General features: G+C 59.3%; 15 protein-coding genes and 1 pseudogene. 8 read left to right on the plus strand and 8 right to left on the minus strand.

The features are described 5' to 3' along the window. The first annotated feature begins 303 nt into the window (after window positions 1-303). The 7 genes from CKW24_RS02280 to CKW24_RS02310 are packed head-to-tail and all read left to right on the plus strand — an operon-like array spanning window position 304 to window position 7903. On the plus strand, window positions 304-1218 hold the full coding sequence (locus CKW24_RS02280; RefSeq protein ID WP_095165041.1) for a GDP-mannose 4,6-dehydratase: 915 nt from the start codon (window positions 304-306) through the stop codon (window positions 1216-1218). Further along, a complete protein-coding gene (gmd, locus tag CKW24_RS02285) occupies window positions 1215-2186 on the plus strand; it encodes a GDP-mannose 4,6-dehydratase (RefSeq protein WP_095165043.1) in 972 nt (323 codons plus the stop codon). Before CKW24_RS02280 ends, gmd begins: the two co-directional genes overlap by 4 nt. Before the next feature lie 36 nt (window positions 2187-2222). Then, the gene (locus tag CKW24_RS02290) at window positions 2223-3020 is read left to right on the plus strand and encodes an ABC transporter permease (RefSeq protein ID WP_095165044.1); all 798 of its coding nucleotides are present in this window, start codon (window positions 2223-2225) and stop codon (window positions 3018-3020) included. Beyond that, the gene (locus CKW24_RS02295) at window positions 3020-4285 is read left to right on the plus strand and encodes an ABC transporter ATP-binding protein (RefSeq protein ID WP_095165046.1); all 1266 of its coding nucleotides are present in this window, start codon (window positions 3020-3022) and stop codon (window positions 4283-4285) included. The genes CKW24_RS02290 and CKW24_RS02295 overlap by 1 nt, the downstream gene beginning before the upstream one ends. Then, window positions 4282-5658: a glycosyltransferase family 1 protein gene (locus tag CKW24_RS02300; protein ID WP_095165048.1), complete on the plus strand. Its 1377-nt coding sequence runs from the start codon at window positions 4282-4284 to the stop codon at window positions 5656-5658. The genes CKW24_RS02295 and CKW24_RS02300 overlap by 4 nt, the downstream gene beginning before the upstream one ends. Further along, window positions 5642-6772, plus strand: coding sequence for a glycosyltransferase family 1 protein (locus CKW24_RS02305; protein WP_095165050.1), 1131 nt, complete (start codon window positions 5642-5644; stop codon window positions 6770-6772). The genes CKW24_RS02300 and CKW24_RS02305 overlap by 17 nt, the downstream gene beginning before the upstream one ends. Beyond that, the gene (locus CKW24_RS02310; protein WP_095165051.1) at window positions 6773-7903 is read left to right on the plus strand and encodes a glycosyltransferase family 4 protein; all 1131 of its coding nucleotides are present in this window, start codon (window positions 6773-6775) and stop codon (window positions 7901-7903) included. Here CKW24_RS02310 and CKW24_RS02315 read toward each other — a convergent pair. The 5 genes and pseudogenes from CKW24_RS02315 to CKW24_RS02335 form a co-directional block, all read right to left on the minus strand. Continuing rightward, window positions 7895-8785: pseudogene (locus tag CKW24_RS02315) on the minus strand (pyridoxamine 5'-phosphate oxidase family protein); the annotation flags it as partial. The gene CKW24_RS02310 and the pseudogene CKW24_RS02315 sit on opposite strands and share 9 nt — an antisense overlap. A 31-nt stretch (window positions 8786-8816) precedes the next feature. Then, complete coding sequence (locus CKW24_RS02320; RefSeq protein WP_095165053.1) at window positions 8817-9440, minus strand: glutathione S-transferase family protein; 624 nt, start codon at window positions 9438-9440, stop codon at window positions 8817-8819. A 132-nt stretch (window positions 9441-9572) separates the two neighbouring features. Further along, entirely contained in the window at window positions 9573-10475 is a 903-nt protein-coding gene (locus tag CKW24_RS02325; protein WP_095165054.1) for a LysR family transcriptional regulator, read from the minus strand. Beyond that, window positions 10429-11646 (minus strand): MFS transporter, encoded by a 1218-nt coding sequence (locus CKW24_RS02330; protein WP_095165056.1) that lies wholly within the window; start codon window positions 11644-11646, stop codon window positions 10429-10431. Before CKW24_RS02330 ends, CKW24_RS02325 begins: the two co-directional genes overlap by 47 nt. 129 nt (window positions 11647-11775) lie before the next feature. Continuing rightward, window positions 11776-12687 carry a LysR family transcriptional regulator gene (locus CKW24_RS02335; RefSeq protein WP_095165200.1) on the minus strand — a complete coding sequence of 304 codons (912 nt, stop codon included), beginning with the start codon at window positions 12685-12687 and terminating at the stop codon, window positions 11776-11778. Window positions 12688-12823: 136 nt separating this feature from the next. Between CKW24_RS02335 and CKW24_RS02340 the strand changes: the two genes are divergently transcribed. Next, window positions 12824-13786, plus strand: coding sequence for a bifunctional GNAT family N-acetyltransferase/nucleoside diphosphate kinase regulator (locus CKW24_RS02340; protein ID WP_177440551.1), 963 nt, complete (start codon window positions 12824-12826; stop codon window positions 13784-13786). A 252-nt stretch (window positions 13787-14038) separates the two neighbouring features. Here the strand turns inward: CKW24_RS02340 and CKW24_RS02345 are convergent, their stop codons facing one another. The 3 genes from CKW24_RS02345 to glmS all read right to left on the minus strand — a co-directional run bounded on the left by CKW24_RS02345 (window position 14039) and on the right by glmS (window position 20152). Beyond that, window positions 14039-15601 carry a DUF2357 domain-containing protein gene (locus CKW24_RS02345; protein ID WP_095165057.1) on the minus strand — a complete coding sequence of 521 codons (1563 nt, stop codon included), beginning with the start codon at window positions 15599-15601 and terminating at the stop codon, window positions 14039-14041. Between the two features lie 2 nt (window positions 15602-15603). Further along, entirely contained in the window at window positions 15604-17943 is a 2340-nt protein-coding gene (locus tag CKW24_RS02350; protein WP_177440553.1) for an McrB family protein, read from the minus strand. 376 nt (window positions 17944-18319) lie between these two features. Beyond that, complete coding sequence (gene glmS / locus CKW24_RS02355) at window positions 18320-20152, minus strand: glutamine--fructose-6-phosphate transaminase (isomerizing) (RefSeq protein ID WP_095165058.1); 1833 nt, start codon at window positions 20150-20152, stop codon at window positions 18320-18322.

Here is a 20152-nt window from a genome sequence, read left to right on the forward strand (position 1 = left end):
TCAGCTTTGTGGGGTCGAAGGACCACTTTGCTGATCGCTGGGCAATCGTGCTGAGGGGCATTCTAAACACATCCGTTGGGGATTCGTGAACACCGGCGATGAATAAATCCGACGGTCCTGACGAGAACTGCCCGGTCACGTTAAGACCTGTTGAAATTGCCGCGCAATTGGCACAGATTGACGCAAACAACTACAACAACGACTTTGTATATCAGAACAGTCCGAAAAGTGAGCACAGCTTTTCGGGTTCGCCCAATGAATTGATTGGGGTATGGCAAAGTTTACCGATTGAGGGGCTGTTGCTTGAAAAAGCGTCTGTTCGTTACAGGCCTGAATGGATTCGTCGGCCGTCATATCCAATCACGCCTGAACGCTGTCGACTCGCAGTGGCAACTGCTACCTATTGCCCCGGGCTACGACCTGCGCGAGCCAAAAAGCCTCGAAGGCCTATGGCCGGAACTGCCAGACGCAGTGATTCACCTGGCGGGGCAAACCTTCGTTCCCGAAGCCTTCCGTGACCCGGCCAATACCTTGCAGGTCAACCTGCTGGGCACCCTCCACCTGTTGCAAGCACTCAAGGCCCGCGGCTTCAGCGGCACCTTCCTGTATGTCAGTTCAGGCGATGTGTATGGCCAGGTCAGCGAAAGCGCCTTGCCCATCGACGAACACCAGCCACCCTGCCCGCGCAACCCCTATGCAGTGAGCAAGCTCTCGGCAGAATTGTTGTGCCTGCAATGGGGCATGACCGAGGGCTGGCCGGTACTTGTCGCGCGCCCGTTCAACCACATTGGCACCGGGCAAATGGACAGTTTTGTCGTCGCCAGCGCCGCCCGGCAGATCTGCCGGATCAAACAAGGCCTGCAACCGGCGCAACTGCAGGTCGGCGATATCGATGTGACGCGCGACTTCCTCGACGTCGCGGACGTGGTGTCGGCCTACCTGGCCTTGCTGGCGAAGGGCGAGCCTGGGCAGGTGTACAACATCTGCTCCGGCATCGAGCAGAGCGTACGTGGCCTGATCGAGCAATTGGCCGATCTGGCCCAGGTCCCAGTGCAACTGATTCAAGACCCTGCGCGCATGCGCCGTGCCGAGCAGCGGCGTGTCTGCGGCAGCCATGCCCGGCTGCACCAGACCACCGGATGGGCGCCTGAACTTACAACACAACAATCCTTGCGGGCGATCCTGTCCGACTGGGAGTCACGGGTACGACAAGAATGACAAAAAGTGCACTGATCACAGGGATCACCGGCCAGGATGGCGCCTATCTGGCCAAACTGTTGCTCGACAAGGGCTACCAGGTTTTTGGCCTGGTCGCACGGCGCAGCAGCGACTCGCGCTGGCGCCTGCGGGAAATGGGCGTGGAAGGTGATATCCACTACCTGGACGGCGACATGGCCGACGCCTGCTCGGTGCAGCGCGCAGTAATCAAGTCGGCACCCGATGAGGTGTACAACCTGGCGGCGCAAAGTTTTGTCGCGGCGTCCTGGGACCAACCCGTGACCACCGGAATCGTTGACGGCCTGGGCGTGACCCACCTGCTTGAAGCGATTCGCCAGTTCAGTCCACACACCCGTTTCTACCAGGCCTCGACCAGCGAGATGTTTGGCTTGATCCAGGCCGCACAGCAGGACGAAAACACTCCGTTCTATCCACGCAGCCCCTACGGCGTGGCCAAGCTCTACGGCCACTGGATCACGGTCAACTACCGCGAAAGCTTCAACCTGCATGCCAGCAGCGGCATCCTGTTCAACCACGAATCGCCGCTGCGCGGAATCGAGTTCGTGACCCGCAAGGTCACCGACGCCGCCGCCCGCATCAAGCAGGGCAAACAGCAGGAACTGCGCCTGGGCAATATCGACGCCAAGCGCGACTGGGGTTTTGCCGGTGACTATGTCGAAGCCATGTGGCTGATGCTGCAACAGGACAAGGCCGACGACTATGTGGTTGCCACCGGCATCACCACCACGGTGCGCGAGATGTGCCAGATCGCCTTCGATCATGTGGGCCTCAACTACCGCGACTTCGTGAAGATCGACCCGGCGTTTTTCCGCCCGGCCGAAGTCGACGTGTTACTCGGCAACCCGGCCAAGGCTCAACGGCTGCTGGGCTGGAAACCGAAAACCGATTTGCAGACCCTGATCCGCATGATGATGGAAGCGGACATGAAACGCGTCGCCAAGGAGTAGGTCATGTTCGAAGATCAGTACGGCAGGACAGTCTGAATGCTCCTCAACCTTTATCGCTCACTGCGCAGCTATCGGGGTTTCATCCTCGGCAGCGTCAAGCGCGAGTTCCAGTCGCGTTATCGCAACTCTCTGTTCGGTGCCTTGTGGACCGTGCTCAACCCACTGTCGATGATCGTGGTGTACACGGTGATCTTCTCCCAGATCATGCGCGCCCGGTTGCCGGGCGTGGAGGATGGGCTGGCCTATAGCGTGTACCTGTGCGCCGGGCTGCTGACCTGGGGGCTGTTCTCCGAGATCACCCTGCGCAGCCAGAGCATGTTCCTGGAAAATGCCAACCTGCTGAAGAAGATCAGCTTCCCCAGGATTTGCCTGCCGGTGATTGTGCTGCTCAACGCCGGGATCAACTTCGCAATCATCCTCGGCCTGTTCCTGGGCTTTTTGCTGATCACCGGGCGCTTGCCCGGCATGGCGTTGTTGGCGCTGGTGCCGTTGCTGGCCCTGCAAGTGATGTTCTCGGCCGGGCTGGGGATGATTCTTGGTGTACTGAACGTGTTCTTCCGGGATGTCGGGCAATTCTTCGGCATCCTCCTGCAGTTCTGGTTCTGGCTGACGCCCATCGTCTACCCGATGTCGATCCTGCCCGAAGGCATCCAGCGCGTCCTGGCGCTCAACCCGCTGACCGCCTTGATGCACAGCTACCAGAATGTGTTTCTCTACAACCAGTGGCCGGACTGGAGTTCGCTGACCCCCGTGCTGGTGATCGGCCTGCTGTTCTGTGTGATGGGGCTGCGGCTTTTCCGCCAGCGTGTCGGTGAAATGGTGGATGAGCTCTGATGGGAACCATACGCGTCAGTGGCCTGGGCAAGGCCTACAAACAATACCCGAACCGCTGGAGCCGGCTGATTGAATGGCTGGTGCCCTTCTCCCGTCCTCGCCATCAACAGCATTGGGTACTGCAGGGCGTCGATTTCGAAATCCCGGCCGGTGAAGCCGTGGGCATTGTCGGGGTCAACGGTGCCGGCAAAAGTACCCTGTTGAAAATGATCACCGGCACTACCCAGCCCACCTGCGGGCAGATTCATCTGCAAGGCCGCGTGGCGGCCCTGCTGGAATTGGGTATGGGTTTCCACCCGGATTTTACCGGTCGGCAGAATGCCTTCATGGCCGGTCAGTTGCTGGGTATGCAAGTCGAGGAGATCGAGGCGCTGATGCCGGAGATCGAAGGGTTTGCCGAGATCGGCGAAGCCATCGATCACCCGGTGCGCACCTATTCCAGTGGCATGCAGATGCGCCTGGCGTTCAGTGTGGCTACCGCGCGCCGACCCGACATCCTGATCGTCGATGAAGCGCTGTCGGTCGGTGATGCCTACTTCCAGCACAAGAGCTTCGAACGCATCCGTAGCTTTCGCCGCGCCGGCACCACGTTGCTGATCGTGTCCCACGATCGCTCGGCCATCCAGTCGATCTGCGACACCGCGATCCTCCTGGAGAAGGGCCGCATGGCCATGCACGGCAAGCCGGAAGAAGTCATGGACTACTACAACGCCATGCTCGCCGAGCGCGAAGGCCAGATCGTGCGCCAGGAAATGCTCGCCAACGGCCAGGTGCAAACCATCTCCGGTACCGGTGAAGCGACCATCCACAGTGTGCGCCTGCTGGACCAGCGCCAGCGTTCGGTGGAAGTCGCCGAAGTCGGTCAGCCCATGGTGTTGGAGGTGCAGGTGGATGTTCGCCAGGACATCGAACGCCTAGTGCTGGGCTTCATGATCAAGGACCGCCTCGGCCAGGCGATCTACGGCATCAACACCCACCGACTCGACCAGGCGCTGACGGACCTGCACGCCGGCGAGCGGGTGACTTACCGCTTTGCGTTCCCCATGCGCCTGGGCAAGGGCAACTACTCCGTGGCCCTGAGCCTGTCACGCCTGGACTCGCACCTGGACCGCAACTTCGAATGGCGCGATTACGGCCTGGTGTTCCACGTGATCAACAACCGCCAGGAAGACTTTGTCGGCTGCTCGTGGCTGGAGGCACAAACCAGCATCACCCGTTCATCAGAAACCTCGGTACAACCTCAGGCGCCGGAGACCGCCCCATGACACGACTGCTGGTTGAATGCACCTATGTGTTCGAACACCCGCAAGCCAACTCGGGTATTCAGCGCGTGGTGCGCAACGTCATTACCGAGCTGCCAAGAAACAACCCGGCCGTCGAATGCATTCCCGTGGTGATGCTCAAGGGCGCGCTGTATCAAGTGACCAGCCTGGCGCCACTCAAGGTGCCCAAGCTGGACCTGATGGGCGTGCGCGTACGGCTGGAGCAGATCGCCAACCGGTTCTGGCTGATGCACCGCACGCTGGAGCGGCGCACGCCGTTTCGCCAATCCCGGTTCGCTCGCCGAGTGTTGTATGTAGGCTGCCGGCTGGCGGCATTTGCCGCGTTGAGCGTGCCGATCCGGCTGCTCAATTACTGCCTCAGGCGCCAGGAGATCCCCACCCGCTGCCAACCCCTGCAGCATCAGGCGGGTGATCAACTGGTGCTCCTGGACTCTTCCTGGCACGCCGATTTTTTCCCCCTGGCCGAACAACTCAAGCGCGATGGCGTGGGCATTGTCTCGGTGATCTATGACTTGATCCCGCTGACCCACCCGCAGTTCTGCGACGCCGGACTGGTCCGGGTGTTCAACGACTGGTTCGACTGGATCGCGAAGACCGCCGACGGTTACGTGGCGATTTCCGCGACCATTGCCGATCAGGTACGCGATGAGATGCTGCGCCGTGTCGGGCCCGAGCAAGTGGCGCAACGCTGGTTCGACCACTTTCACCTGGGCAGCGAGCTGGACCTGTGCGACGACGCGTTGCCGGTGGAGCCGGCCCTCAAGCAGATGTTCAAGAACAAAGACCCGGTGTACCTGATGGTCAGCACCATCGAGCCGCGCAAGAACCACGCCTACCTGCTCGATGCGTTCGAGCTGGCCTGGGCCAAAGGTTCGCGCGCGCGGCTGTGCATTGCCGGGCGCATCGGTTGGAAGTGCGATGCGCTGATCGAGCGGATCCGCCAGCACCCGCAGCTCAACCAACGCCTGTTCATGTTCAATGACCTCACCGACAAGAGCCTGGAGTACGCCTACTCCAACGCCACTGCGCTGGTCTTCCCGTCCTATGTCGAAGGGTTCGGCCTGCCGCTGGTGGAGGCCATGCAGCGCGGTTTGCCGGCGATGGGCAGTGACATCCCGGTGTTCCGCGAGATCGGTGGTCCGTTCATGGCGTATTTCGATTTGAGCAACCCGCAGACCCTGGTCGATCTGATGTCGCAGTTGGAAACCACCGGCACCTTCCCGGCGGAGCGCGACGTCAAGGAGTGGCGCTGGCTGGGCTGGCGCGAGGCCAGCGCACAACTGGTGGAGCGCGTCCTGCGCCATGTGCGCAAGACCCCGACGACGGTTGAGAGGCAGCATGCAGATTGCTCTTAATGCGCGAATCCTGCAGGCGCCACGCACTGGCATTGGCCATTACCTGGCGGAGCTGGTCAACGCCCTCGGCCAGGAACCGGACATCACGCTGTCGTTGTTCCACGGCTGGGGCTGGAGCTCCCAGCTGCCGAGCGCCGCGATGCCCGGTTACTCACGGCTGAGCCCGGTGCTGCGGCAGATCCCCGGGGCGTATCAGGCACGCCGCTGGCTGGAGCAACGGCGCTTCGATCAGGGCCGCCCCGGCAACATCCAGCTGTACCACGAACCGAGCCTGTGGCCGCTGGCATTCAAGGGGCCGACGGTCGTCACCCTGCATGACCTGACGCACGTGCACTACCCCGCCACCCAGCCGGCGGCACGCTTGAAAGAGATCGAGCGACGCCTGGAACAGGGGGTGAAACAGGCCAGCCTGATCCTCACCGATTCCCAGTTCATTGCCGATGAGGCACAAGCGTATTTTGGCCTCGGTCCGGAACGCTTCGTGGTCGCCCCCCTGGGAGTCGCTCCGCGTTTTCACCCCCGTACCGACTCGACCTTGCACCCGGTACTGCAGGCGCATGGGGTGGAGCCGCGCGGCTACTTCCTGTGCGTCGGCACCCTGGAGCCGCGCAAGAACCTCGGGCTGGCCCTGCGCGCCCATGCCCAACTGCCGGAATCGCTGCGCCAGCGCATGCCCTTGCTGATTGTCGGGATGGCCGGCTGGAAAGCCCAGCAGCTCGACGATGAACTGCGCAAAGGCCTGGCCAGCGGGCATGTCTGCCTGCTCGGGTACCTGCCCGATGAGGAAGTCGCCCACTTGGTGGCCGGCGCCCGGGCCCTGGTATTTCCATCGATCTATGAAGGTTTTGGCCTGCCCGTGCTGGAGGCCATGGCCAGTGGTACCCCGATCATCCTCACCCGACGCTCGGCCATGCCGGAGGTCGCGGGGGCTGCGGGCAACTATATTGAACCCGAGGACCTGCACGGCTTGCGTGATGCCATGAGCCGGCTGGCCGACGATCAAGTGCATTGGCAGGTAAGCCGAGAAGCCGGGCTGCAACAGGCGAAGCTTTTTTCCTGGGATCGCTGCGCGACGCTCACCGCGCGCGCCTATCGCCAGGTTTTAGGAGGTTGAATGCGCGTCCTACATTTCTATAAAACCTATCTGTCGGAAACCTTCGGCGGCATCGAGCACGTGATGTTCGAACTCTGTGAAAGTGGCGCCGCCCATGGCATCGAGAGCCAGGTGCTGACATTGAGCGCCAACCCCGTGCCGGCGGTTATCCCATTTGGCCAGCACCAGGTGCACCGAGCCAAACTCGATGTGCAGATCGCCTCCACCGGGTTCTCCTACAGCGTGCTCAAACAGTTTCGTGAGCTGGCGGCCGAAGCTGACGTGATCAACTATCACTTCCCCTGGCCGTTCATGGATGTAGTGCATTTTCTCAGCGGCATGAACAAACCGAGCGTGGTGACCTACCACTCGGACATCATCCGCCAGAAGCTCCTGCTCAAACTCTACCAACCGTTGATGACGCGGTTTCTGGCCAGCGCCGATCGGATTGTCGCAGCCTCGCCGAACTACCTGCATACCAGCGAAGTGCTGAAAAAATTCCCGGACAAGACCCGGGTCATTCCCTATGGCCTGAACAAGGCCGCCTACCCCACGTCTGACCCTGAGCGTATGGCCCGTTGGCGGGAGCGCCTGGGCGAGCGCTTTTTCCTGTTCGTCGGGGTGATGCGCTACTACAAAGGGCTGCACATCCTGCTCGAAGCCCTCAAGGGTGTCGATTACCCGGTGGTGATCGTCGGTGCCGGGCCGCTGGAGGCCGAATTGCACGCGCAGGCCGCCGCACTGGGCCTGCGCAATATCCAGTTCCTCGGTCGTCTCGACGATGAGGACAAGGCCGCCTTGCTGGAGCTGAGCTATGCCATCGTGTTTCCTTCGCACCTGCGCTCGGAAGCCTTTGGCATTTCGCTGCTGGAAGGGGCGATGTATGGCAAACCGATGATCTCCAGTGAGATCGGTACCGGTACCAGCTATATCAACAGTCACGGCGAAACCGGGCTGGTGGTGCCACCAAGCGACCCACCGGCCTTGCGCCAGGCCATGCGTACCCTGTGGGATAACCCGCAACAGGCCGCCGCCATGGGCATCAAGGCCGAGGCTCGTTACCGGCAGTTGTTCAGCGCTGAAGAAATGGGTCGCCAGTGGGCGGCGCTGTACGAGGAAGTGCTGGCCGAGAAGTCACTGTCCTATGCCTGAACGGCGCCAGCGTAGAGCCAGCGCCGCCGGACGCCGCACGACCTGCTCCACCTGCAGCGTCCACAGCCTTTCAGCGCCTTGGCAGGCCGCCACTTGCGGCCCGTCGAGGATGATTTCGCTACGACCACTGAGCTGCAGCACATCACCCGTGGTGAAATCGATGAACAGCAGCCCCGCTCGGGGATTGAGCAGCAGGTTGCCCAAGGTATTGAAGTGGCGGTTGCCGGCAAAGTCGGGGATGGTCAGGCGATTGCCCTGCACCTCGACAAAACCGGCATCACCGCCACGATGGGAAACATCCACCGCCCGTGAGTTATCCACATCCACATAGCTGGCGACAAAGAAGGTGTCGGCTCTGCGAATCAGCGCCCGGGCCGCGTCATCCAGGGCATCCAGGTAGTGCACGATGCGCGCGGATGGGTCGGCCAGCGGCACTGACTCGAACTGGCGGACCTGGACGTACTGCGGGCAATTGCCGAAGGCCTGCTCGACCGTAACACTCAACCCCAACTCATCGACCGTCAACACCCGGCCATTGAGGCGGTTGCGCCGACGACTGTGCAGTTCGATCCCCAGTAACCCGATCGCCGCGCCGGCCCGTACCTGCGCCGGATCATCGAGACTGGGCAGGCTGTCCAGGCGCAACCGCGCAGGTTGCGGTGAATGGGCAAAACCGGGTGGGCCCTCGAGAACGCTGGCCCAAGGATTACCTTGGGCGTCGACTGCACCGAACAGCATGAAGGGTAACTGAGCATAGAACTGGCGATGTTGCTCCGGCATCTCGGTGCGGATCACCTTGCGCCCGAACGCCTCCATGCGTTCGGCAACTCCCACCAGGGTTTGCAACTGCCGCTCACCTGCGTGCCAGGGTGAAACGTCCATCACACAACTCCCCTGCGCACTTGGCGCAGTTTCAGGCGGTTTGCAGGCCGGCGACAGTGCGAGGCATCGCCACGAAACCCGGCAGCGCTTCGATTCGCGCCAGCCACGCCCGCACGTTGGTGTACTCGTCCAGGGCAACATTGCCTTCCGGGGCGTGGGCGATGTAGCTGTAGCCGGCAACATCCGCGATGGTCGGCTCATCACCCACCAGGTAGCGGGAGGTGGCGAGTTCCTGATCCATCACCTTGAGCAGTGCGTGGGCGCGGGCGATGACTTCTTGCGCGTTGTGGGAGGCGCCAAATACCGTGATCAGGCGCGCGGCGGCCGGGCCATAGGCGATTGGCCCGGCCGCCACCGACAACCAGCGCTGCACCCGGGCAGCGCCCACGGGATCGGCAGGCAGCCAACGGCCCTGGCCATATTTTTGCGCCAGATACAGCAAAATGGCGTTGGAATCAGCCAGCACCACGCCTTGATCATCGATCACCGGCACCTGGCCAAACGCATTCAACGCGAGGAAATCGGCTTGCTTGTGCTCACCTTTCGCCAGATCGACAAAAATCAGTTCGGTGGGCAAATCCAGTAAAGACAGCATCAGCTCCACCCGATGGGCGTGGCCGGAGCGAGGGAAGTTGTAGAGTTTGATGCTGTGCATGGTCGACTCCAGAGGGGGAAATCGCGCCGCTCAGGAGCGAACCGCGCTGATGGAGTCCATCTTGCGTCAGCTGAAAAAACAACAGAATCACCAGAAAAGGCAATCCACCATTTCACCCACCGCAATAATGCTTCAGCCGCGTAATGCCGGATGCTCGCGCAGCGCCTGCACTGCGTAGTCGACAAAACTGCGCACCCGCGCCGGTGCCTTGCGCCCACCTTGATACACCACGTGGATAGGCAACGGTGGCAGCTCAAAATCCTCGAGGACAATTTCCAGCTCACCGGCTGCCACCTTGTCCGCCACCTGATAGGACAACACGCGGGTCAACCCCAGGCCCAGGGTTGCTGCCGTGATGGCCGCCTGATTGGCCGTCACCACCATGCGTGGCTCCAGGCGCACACTCATCGAGGCGCCCGCCGCCATAAAGGGCCAACTGCGCTGCTGCCCGATGGCAGAGGTGGCAATAATCCGCGCGCGGGTGAGTTCCTCTGGGTGCAGGGGGTGACCAAAACGCCTGAGGTAGTCGGCAGAGCCACACACCACCCGGCGTACCTCACCGACCGCAATCGCGTACTGGCTGCTGTCCGGCAGCTCGCCAATACGCACCGCAACATCAACGCCCTCCTCGACCAGGCTCACCACCCGGTCCACCAGCAATGCATTGATGCTGACCTGCGGATACTGCTCAAGAAAGCCCACCACTACCGGCGTGACATACAAATCGCCAAACAGCACCGGCGCGGTAATCGTCAATTGCCCCCGGGGGTCGGCATGACTACCCGCCGCCGACTCTTCGGCGTCCTGAATATCGGCGAGAATCCGTCGACAGTCTTCCAGGTACCGCTGCCCCGCTTCTGTCAGTTGCACAGTGCGCGTGGTGCGAATCAGCAACTGCGCACCGATCCGCACTTCCAGCGCCGCCACCGCCCGGGTCACGCTGGCAGCCGACAGCCCAAGGCGCCGGGCTGCCGCCGCGAAGCCCTGGTCATGGGCCACGGCCATGAACACCTGCATTTCCTGAAAACGGTCCACTGCCTGTCCTCGGGCTGGAGTGCTTGGTTTGCAAGAAAAGCACAGAGGCTGCCAACGCAGCAACCAACGCTCCTACTAGCGGGATGTGCGACAAGCTGCCGAACGCAATGGTGATGCTGCCGAGTACTCCACCCAGTGCTGTGCCCAGGTTGAAGGACGCGATATTCAATCCGGCGGCCACGGCGGTTGATTCCGGGATATAGCACTGGGCCTGTTTCAGCAGACGCAGTGTCAACATGGTCACGATGGAAAAGAAAAAGACCCCCAATGTGCCGACCAAGAGCGTCATCATGAGCGCAGAGCCACTAAACCAATAAAGTCCGATCAAGTTTATGGCCAAGCCCGCCAATGCCATCACGGTGCTGCGGTTGGCGTCCATCTTGTCCACAAGATAGCCGCCAAGCAGATTCCCCACGATGGAGCACAGGCCAAACAGCAGCATGCCCAGACTCAGCCGCTGCACGTCCACCTCGGTGATTCTCAGCAAGTAGGGAGAGACGAAGGTGAAGAATGAAAAGGTCGCAATGCTCACCAGTACGCCGATGCCGGCGGTGATGAGCAATTGCGGATGGGTGATGGCCTTGATCCCTTTCCATGCGCTCGCTTGCCTGCTGTCCGAAGGCTCTGTGCTGCTGGTCATGAAAAGCAGCAGTCCGAGCATGCTCAACAGGCTGAGTACCCCGATAGACAGGAAAATGCCCCGCCATGACCAGATGCTGCCCAGAAACGTGCCAATCGGGACGCCGAAGGCGAGCGCGAGGGTCAAACCTATCCACACCACGGATAGCGCCCGTCCCGAACGCTTCTGATCAACCAGCTTCGTCGCGGCATCCGATGCTACCGCCATGAAAACACCATGGCCCAGGCCCACCAGAAACCGGATCACCAGCAGCATCGACAGATTCGGCGAAAGGCTCATCAGCACGCTGCCGACAGCGAGGACCGCCATGGCAAGCATCAGAATGTGCTTGTCCCTCCAGTGCGAGACGAGGGCTGTGATGAACGGTGCGCCAATGGCTGCGCCCATGGCATAAGCGGCAATAGCGGTGCCAACTGCAGCAATTTTTGAGTCGAGGTCGGCCGCGATGGCGGAAACCAAACCTGCGACGACAAACTCGGAGAGGCCGAATGCAAAGGTACACAATGAAAAGACATAAATGGCGGCAGGCATGGCAGTCCCTGGTTCGACAATAGTGGAGTGACCTTGGGCTCACTCTGGGATCGGGTGCTGCCGTACAGTAGTGCCAGTGCCTATGTTGGTAAAATACTGTTTTTATCGCGAAACAAGACGCTGAACGTCTCAATTGGTCAGTGGCAGAACAGCGCCTCGGACTGCCTCGATTAGCCGGTCCCGGATCGGCGAGTCCTGATTCGCGTTCCACGCCATCAGCAGGTCCAAATGCAGCAGTTCTTCGGGCGCATCCACGATGATGGGGCGAAAGACAATGTCTTCATGCATTCCCATCGCCAGCGATGCGGGTACCAGGGCAATGCCGAACCCGCTGGCCACTAACGCGATCAAGGTTTGCAATTGCCGTGCTTGTTGAACAATGTTTGGCAGGAACCCTGCGGCTTGGCAAAGACCGATAAGTTGATCGTGAAAGCCTTGCCCCAGCGGTCGGGGCGATGCCACGAAAGCCTCGTCCTTGAGTAACGCCAACTCGATGGATGCGTGATCCTCAAGCCGATGCCCAGCAGGCAGCGCGACGCATATCGGCTCGCGCAGGATAGTCTCGAAGCGCAGATGGGGCGTGGTCGTCCCCGGCGTGCGCATGAAGCCGATATCAGCAGCGCCGCTCTCCAGCGCCTCCACCTGCTCGTGGGTCGTGGCCTCCTTCATGGTAAACGCTACCCCTGGCGACGCGAGCCGGAAGCCCCGTAGCGCCCGCAGCAACGGGGCATAGGACACAATGTTGATGAATGTCATCGTGAGGTGGCCCTCGAGCCCTTCGGCGACACGCCGGGTATGCGTCACGCCCTCATCGAGAGACTGAAGAATGCACCTGGCAGTCTGCAGAAACGCTGTGCCGGCAGGCGTCAACAATACGCTGCGGTTCGTGCGCTCGAACAGCGGGAAACCAATCTCGCTCTCCAGCCGGCGAATGGCTTGGCTCAGGGGCGGCTGAGCCATATGCAGGCGCACCGCAGCCCGATTGAAGTGCAGTTCTTCGGCAACGGCAATGAATTGCTGTAGCAGGCGAGTTTCGATCATTGAAACCTCCAAAGTCTTATTGAGTTTGATCATTCTGACTGATAGTCGGCTTCATCGAGGCTTGAGCGCTTGACGGATTCGGGTTCGGCATTACTCGCGATATGTCTTAAAATAGCCGGTTGCCGAAAGAACCGTCATGGCCATAGCCATGAAGGGCTTTCATCCTTTACAAATAAATGTGGTGAAGATGAACAAGCCTTTCATTTCGCTGTGCCCTGAAATTACTCGGGCGCACGCACTGACGCTGATGGATTGGTTGGAGGATGAGCGCGTCACCTGTTATCTGAGCGATTCGCGTCATGTTTCCCGCTCCATCGAGCAAGTCATCGATCGGACTCAATCGCCGATCCTGACCCATCTATTCAACCGGGGCGGCCGATTCTTCATGGCCTATGACCGGTATGACGCCCCGGTGGGCTTTGTCCGTCTGATCAAGACCGGCTCAAATTGCGAGATAGTCCTGGTCATCGGAGACAGCGACAAATGGGGCAGAAACCTTGGCGCCCGCACGATCCGCGAAGGCATGAAACTGGCCTTCCTCGACATGCGGGCCGAGAAACTCATCGCCAAGATCCACCCGGACAACGCGCGCTCGCTGAAAGCCTTTTTGCGCAGCGGCTTTGTGCTTGAGAGCGAAACGCCGACATTGAAGTCATTTTCCATGACGGCGGGGCGCTACCTCCAGCGCTTGCGCGAAGGTGCCGTTGACGACTCCACCAGGATCTACATCACTGAAATCGACAAGGCCAGGCTCGAGAGTCTAATCGTGCTCGAGCAAGGCCCGACCGTGGTTGAACTCGAACATGAGCTTGAGCGAGCCATTGTCGTCAAGCCGCAGCAGGTGGCGTGCAATGTCGTCACGATGAACTCCAGGGCCTTGCTGCAGCTGGACGACGAAGAGATCGAAGTGGTCCTGGTCTACCCCGAAGACGCGGACAGCAACGCAGGGAAGCATTCCGTGTATTCCGACATCGGCGCCGCCATCCTGGGCTATCAGGAGGGGGACGCCATCGACTGGCGAATTTCTGACCGAACCCGCCGGATTGAAATCAGGAAAGTGCTTTACCAGCCGGAGGCGGCGGGCGATTTCCACCTGTAACTTCGCCTTTTGCTCAGTGTTCGTCCATCAGGTGCGAGGATCCCGGCCCGTTGGACGGTCAAGGGTAGGAGCGAAGCCAGTTGCGAAAGGCAGGAGGCGGTGGGACAGACCCAGCCGGCTCCTGCGTTGTGGTCAACAAAAGTTAAACCTTAGGCCAAGATTATCTATGCACTCCCTCTGGGTCAAAAACGCACCAGCGCCAACACAAACCACCTATCACATCTGTTGGTCACCGAACTTGTAGCGTTGGTTTCAACACATAAAAATGCCCAGCATTTGACTCAGACGTTTACCTACGGCCTCTGCATCAAATTGTGTCCCCATAACAATGACACCTACGCCATGCTGTTGCTGGAACTCAATATCCTCCAACTGTCGTACCGCCCCGCCCCGCGGAATCACAAGCAAAGAAGCGTCCGGCTTACGCCCCAGCCAGCGTAAGCTGTCATGGTACAAATGCGCTGACTTCATCCCGTCCAGCACACCGAAACGACTTGAGCGATACTTGGCGTCTAAAACTATAAAACGCTGCGGGCCTGTTACATCCGATAGGGTGATGGCTATGTCAGGAACTCGACGTCGAGACAGACTCGAAAAGTCGTTGTAAGGCCTTTTGTCGACTGCCGGGCATACAACCTGCAGCCAAATATCAAGCGTGACCCCCTCATGCTTGGCGCGCCATAGCACACGATCAGTGGTTTTGAAGCGACTGCACTTCCACTCGAAATGAGGCAACAGCTGCTTGAGCGCGCTCACCGCCATCACGTAGCACCAACGCTCATAGATTTCCCAGGTGGGACTGATCCATAAAGACTCCTCCCCGACCTCTCCACTGATACCAGAGCGCAGGGCATACCAGCCGTAACGATACGCCCGCGCGTAAGCCGGATGGGCAGAGATCGCATTCAATCCCGCTGCAGACAGACGCCGAGACTTCAGGTTTCTGAATGGCTGAGCACGCTCCAGAAGCTCAAGCTTTCGTTGCAAAGCGGCCAGATACGCAATCCGTCGCCCCAAGCGGGGCGTCAATGGCGATCGAGTTTCACTAACACGGGTCTTGCTCGCCACTGTCGCCAAAGCACTGCTGACCTTCCGACACCGCCGTATCACCTCAGACAGTACTAGCCCCATCGCTTGGTTCGCCGGGTTGTCCTGATCCTCGTAGGCTTTTGAGACATCGAAATAAACAGTATTGAGAGGTGGTCTCTCAATAGGCCCCGGGTGTAACAACGCCAACCCTGATGGATTGCGAAGCGCCTTACGAATCGCAGAACCATCCAGACTTTTGATCTGATGGGCACTGACAGGTTGCCGCTGACGGCGCAAGGACGTTAAAGGTTTGTGGGTTACCTGCTTGAGACCTGCCAGCAGCCGATCACCATACCGACGCAATCGCGCATATTGAAGGTGGGGAGTAGTTATATCATTTTCACTGCCAATACCTCGTTGAGCCTCCTCGGTACCGAACAGCAAGACAGGATCAAACCCCTGAATAGCCTCCAGCATGGCCGCGAATGTCTCACCTCCCAGCTTGCTGGAGTCAGGTGCGACATCCAAGCGGTAGTGCCCTACATATTTATCTTGATCATCAAAGAGCTCAGCGCAGACCTCTCCTGCGTAGAACCCAGGCGACCAGCACCATACAGACGCACCTGCAACTTGAATTAGCTCCAGTCGCACATCGTCGACGAACAACGACCAGCCCTTCGTCGCGCTGAAGTGGTAGGTTAAGCGCTCGGAGAATCCCGAGGTGATCTCACCACGCACAACTGCAAATTGTACGCCTTTGGCAGTCGAACACTGAATGACCGGCATGGTTACCGCCAGAATCGCGTTGAACCGGTGTGCATTAGATCTTCATGCATGTCCCGGACTTTTCGGTGCGAGTCGGTCAGCCCCCTGCCTTCCAAGACCTTCTTGAGGGCAACAAATACTTCCTGAAAGCGCGGGCTATCTTCACCTCTGAGCTTGGGCAGCAGCTTGGCATAAACGACGTGATCCAGTGCATGTTCAAAACCGATGACCCCGCAGGCCTCGGTTTGCTCCACATATCCCAATACGTCGCTCAATGTACGCCACCCAAAATGCATGCGGGCGGGGCGCAGCACCTCCATCAATGCGTTCATCAGTGCACGAATGGTCGAACACTGATCATCGCTGAGCCCGCTCGTCTTCCAGCCAGGATAGCTGTCAACATCGATATCCCAGAACTCAATCACGGTGGCCCGATCTAAAACCTTATCGCTCAGCCCGTGAGTGGTTTCGTCCATGTTCACCGTCCCGATGATTACCAAGTTACTGGGATAAGGAATGCAGGAAGGAACACCATTGATCTCATCGGCCTGACCGTGCAGCTCAATTGCATCTCCCGTCTCCATCGAAGACAACAATGGTGCCAAATACTGCTCTGGGTGGGACAGGTTCATCTCATCCAGTACCAGCGTATAGGGTCTGCCCGGGTCCGAACTGGCCTGCAGGAGAAAATCCAGAAATCGCGTGCGCACGTACGACTCCGAGTCGAGCGGATTGACGTAGCCCAGCAGGTTGGAATAGTCGTGCCAACCCGGTTGGACTGGCACTATTAGTAGTCCTTCTTCGGGGCTGGCTTCGAGTTGCCACAAGCTCAATGCATAACCTCGGGCCAACTGCGTTTTACCTGCGCCGCTGAGCCCCGTCAGCACCGCAAGGTGTCGTCGTTTGTGACTCCACAATCCAGCATCAAGCTGTGCAATCAGCTCTTTTTTGAACGGAAAATCTTTCGAAAAGCCGTCAATGACTTGATGCAATGAAGGCCTTACCACCGACGTTGCGGGAATCGCCTTGAGACTCTCCGGTAACAACACGGCATCGGGCACCTCTGCGGCCGGCAGTGCCTGAGGCTCCCAGTCAATTCGCTGAGCCCATTCCTGCCCGGTACCCGTGAGGTGCAGTTCTTTGTCGAAAATGTGCGCCAACTGCAAGTGTTTGAACCAGTTAATCAAGCTAGTTGGACCAAAATCTTTGGTCCAACCAGGATTGGCTGTGCGCAATATCAGAATTGCTTCGCGGATAGTACGCGGACCTTGAGCCAGCGCATGGAGCAAGTAATCGAAACCCAAGATCCGGGTGATCATCAAATCTAGAACCTCATCAGGGTCACCAGACTCCAGAAAGGCCTCTCCTCGGGACGTCAGCACAAGGTCGCTGCCGTTTGTTTTGATGACACCCCACTCAGCGATCAGTGCATTGAACTGGGTATTCAAAGTAGACTTTTTGGCCGCCTGGTGCAGTGACTGCATATGCTCAATAAAGTCTTCCCGCGTGCAGCCCTCCAGCGCAAACTCGATCATTGCCCGAATCGTTTCAGTCCCGCCCCCAATGGAGAGCATGCCCCGCCTCCTGCGCGCAGCCGGAAGCGGGTTCAGTTTCTCCTTACCGGTAACAGGGTCTGATACCTCAGTGGGTTCAAACTCGGGGCTCTGTACATAATGAACGTACAGCATCCATGGTAATGCCAACCGTGCCGCACCCTCTTTAGATAGATGATCTGACACCGGCCCCAAGATTTCTTCGATACGATTCAACACCAGCTTGTGCAATACAGGCCGTGCCTCACCCCGAACAGGGATGCCAAGTAACGCTCCAAGTTCTTTAAGCTTGCGATAGTGCGCGATTGTCGTGAAGGCACCCGGACACAACAGTGCAAACACCCGGTACATTTTGAGCTTTGGGTTGCGCTTGGTGAGCAGACCGACAGACTTCGAAACTGACGATCTTGCGGCCTGTATCAACGATTCTTTTTCCGCCTCCGTAGGTGCGGCTGAAAAACCGGTCTTGAGGTCCCATAGCTGCTCAGCTATCGCCTGGGTACGGGCCACATTAGAAATGTCGACCTGGCCCATCCCGGTGGAAGTGACCGCCTCGTTATCCCAGAGGGCGAGCTGGAATTGCTCAGTCAAAAACTCTTCGCGGGTCACGTCTCGAACGCGCTCCATCCACTCAAGAAGCTCAGCAATCCACTGCTGATTTCCCGGCCTGGACAGCTCTTGATGTACGAGCGCTTCGCAGGCTGCCTTAAGCTGGCTTTCATCCTTCAAATCCAACACTTCGCTACCCTCCCGTGATAACGCAAATTGCCATTCAAATTTGACATGCTGCGCAGGCAATGGGTATCCCATGACTGCAACCCTGACCATTATTCAAGGACACTACTGGAACAACTCCAACTTAAATAAAAGAGTCACGTCCTTTTGACTGTTAGGACATAGCGTGTAAACGTCAGCGCGGTATTTTATACATCGGCGAGATACACACCGTGCTCGCGTTTCCGCGAGCTGATCAAGATCACGATGTTTCGGTAACAGTTAGACCGACTCAACAGCCAAATCAAGGCAAGCGTCCCCCCCCATCCACATAGGCCTTCGGCAAGATCACAAACCAAAATCGGACATATAGTGGAGGACATAAAAAGAAAAAGCCCCTGAAATCAGAGGCTTTAGGCATCGTGTCAAAAACTATTGTCTGAAATCCATGTTTTATTTCGCTGTGGATAACTTATTCCACAGTCACCGACTTCGCCAGGTTGCGTGGCTGGTCGACGTCAGTGCCCTTGAGCACGGCGACGTAGTACGACAGCAGTTGCAACGGAATGGTGTAGAGGATCGGCGACAGGATGTCGTGAATGTGCGGCATGTTCACCACGTGGGTGCCTTCGCCGTTGCTCATGCCGGCTTTCTCGTCGGCAAACACGATCAACTGGCCGCCACGGGCGCGAACTTCCTGCAGGTTGGATTTGAGTTTCTCCAGCAGCTCGTTGTTCGGCGCCACGGTGACCACTGGCATATCGTTGTCGACCAGGGCCAATGGGCCGTGCTTGAGCTCGCCCGCCGGGTAGGCTTCGGCGTGGATGTAGGAGATTTCCTTGAGCTTGAGCGCCCCTTCCATCGCCACCGGGAACTGTGCGCCACGGCCCAGGAACAGCGTGTGGTGCTTCTCGGCGAACAGTTCCGCGACTTTCTCGACGATACCGTCCATGGCCAGGGCTTCGCCCAGGCGAATTGGCAGGCGACGCAGTTCTTCGACCAGTTCGGCTTCCACGCCTGGGGCGAGGGTGCCGCGGACCTGACCCAGGGACAGGGTCAACAGCAACAGGCCGACCAGTTGGGTGGTGAACGCTTTGGTCGAAGCCACGCCAATTTCACGACCGGCCTGGGTCAGCAGGGTCAGGTCGGATTCACGCACCAGCGAGCTGATACCGACGTTGCAGATCGCCAGGCTGGCGAGAAAGCCCAGTTCCTTGGCGTTACGCAGGGCGGCCAGGGTGTCGGCGGTCTCGCCGGACTGGGAGATGGTCACGAACAGGGAGTCGGGTTGCACCACCACCTTGCGATAGCGGAACTCGCTGGCGACTTCGACCTGGCACGGGATCCCCGCCAGCTCTTCGAGCCAGTACCGGGCAACCATGCCGGCGTGGTAACTGGTGCCACAGGCAACAATCTGCACGTTGCGCACTTTGGCGAAGAGCTCGGCGGCTTGCGGGCCGAAGGCCTGTACCAGTACCTGGTTCTGGCTCAGGCGCCCTTCCAGGGTGCGCTGGACCACGGACGGCTGCTCGTGGATTTCCTTGAGCATGAAGTGCCGGTACTCGCCCTTCTCGGCCGATTCGGCGCTGTCGCGGTACTGCACCGACTCGCGTTCCACGGCCTTGCCGTCGACATCCCAGATCTGCACACGGTCACGCTGGATTTCGGCGATGTCGCCTTCTTCCAGGTACATGAAGCGGTCGGTGACTTGACGCAGGGCCAGTTGGTCGGAGGCGAGGAAGTTCTCGCCCAGGCCGAGGCCGATCACCAGCGGGCTGCCACTGCGGGCGGCAACCAGGCGATCCGGTTGCTGGGCGCTGATTGCAGCCAGGCCATAGGCTCCGTGCAGTTCCTTGACCGTGGCCTTGAGGGCAACGGTCAGGTCAGGCTGATCCTTGAGCTTATGGTTGAGCAGGTGGGCGATGACTTCGGTATCGGTGTCCGAGGTGAACACATAACCCAGGTCCTTGAGTTGTTCGCGCAGGACTTCGTGGTTCTCGATGATCCCGTTGTGCACCACCGCCAGGTCGCCGGAGAAATGCGGGTGGGCATTACGTTCGCACGGGGCGCCGTGAGTTGCCCAGCGGGTGTGGGCGATACCCAGGCGGCCGACCAGTGGTGTGGTTTCCAGGGCCTGATCCAGCTCACTGACCTTGCCCGGACGACGCACACGCTCCAGCGTATTGTCGTTGGTGAAGACTGCCACACCGGCGCTGTCGTAGCCGCGGTATTCGAGGCGCTTGAGGCCTTCGAGCAAAATGGCGGTGATATTACGTTCCGCTACTGCGCCAACAATTCCACACAT

The organism is Pseudomonas sp. Irchel 3H3, from assembly GCF_900187635.1.
In the GTDB taxonomy this organism is placed as follows: Bacteria; Pseudomonadota; Gammaproteobacteria; order Pseudomonadales; family Pseudomonadaceae; genus Aquipseudomonas.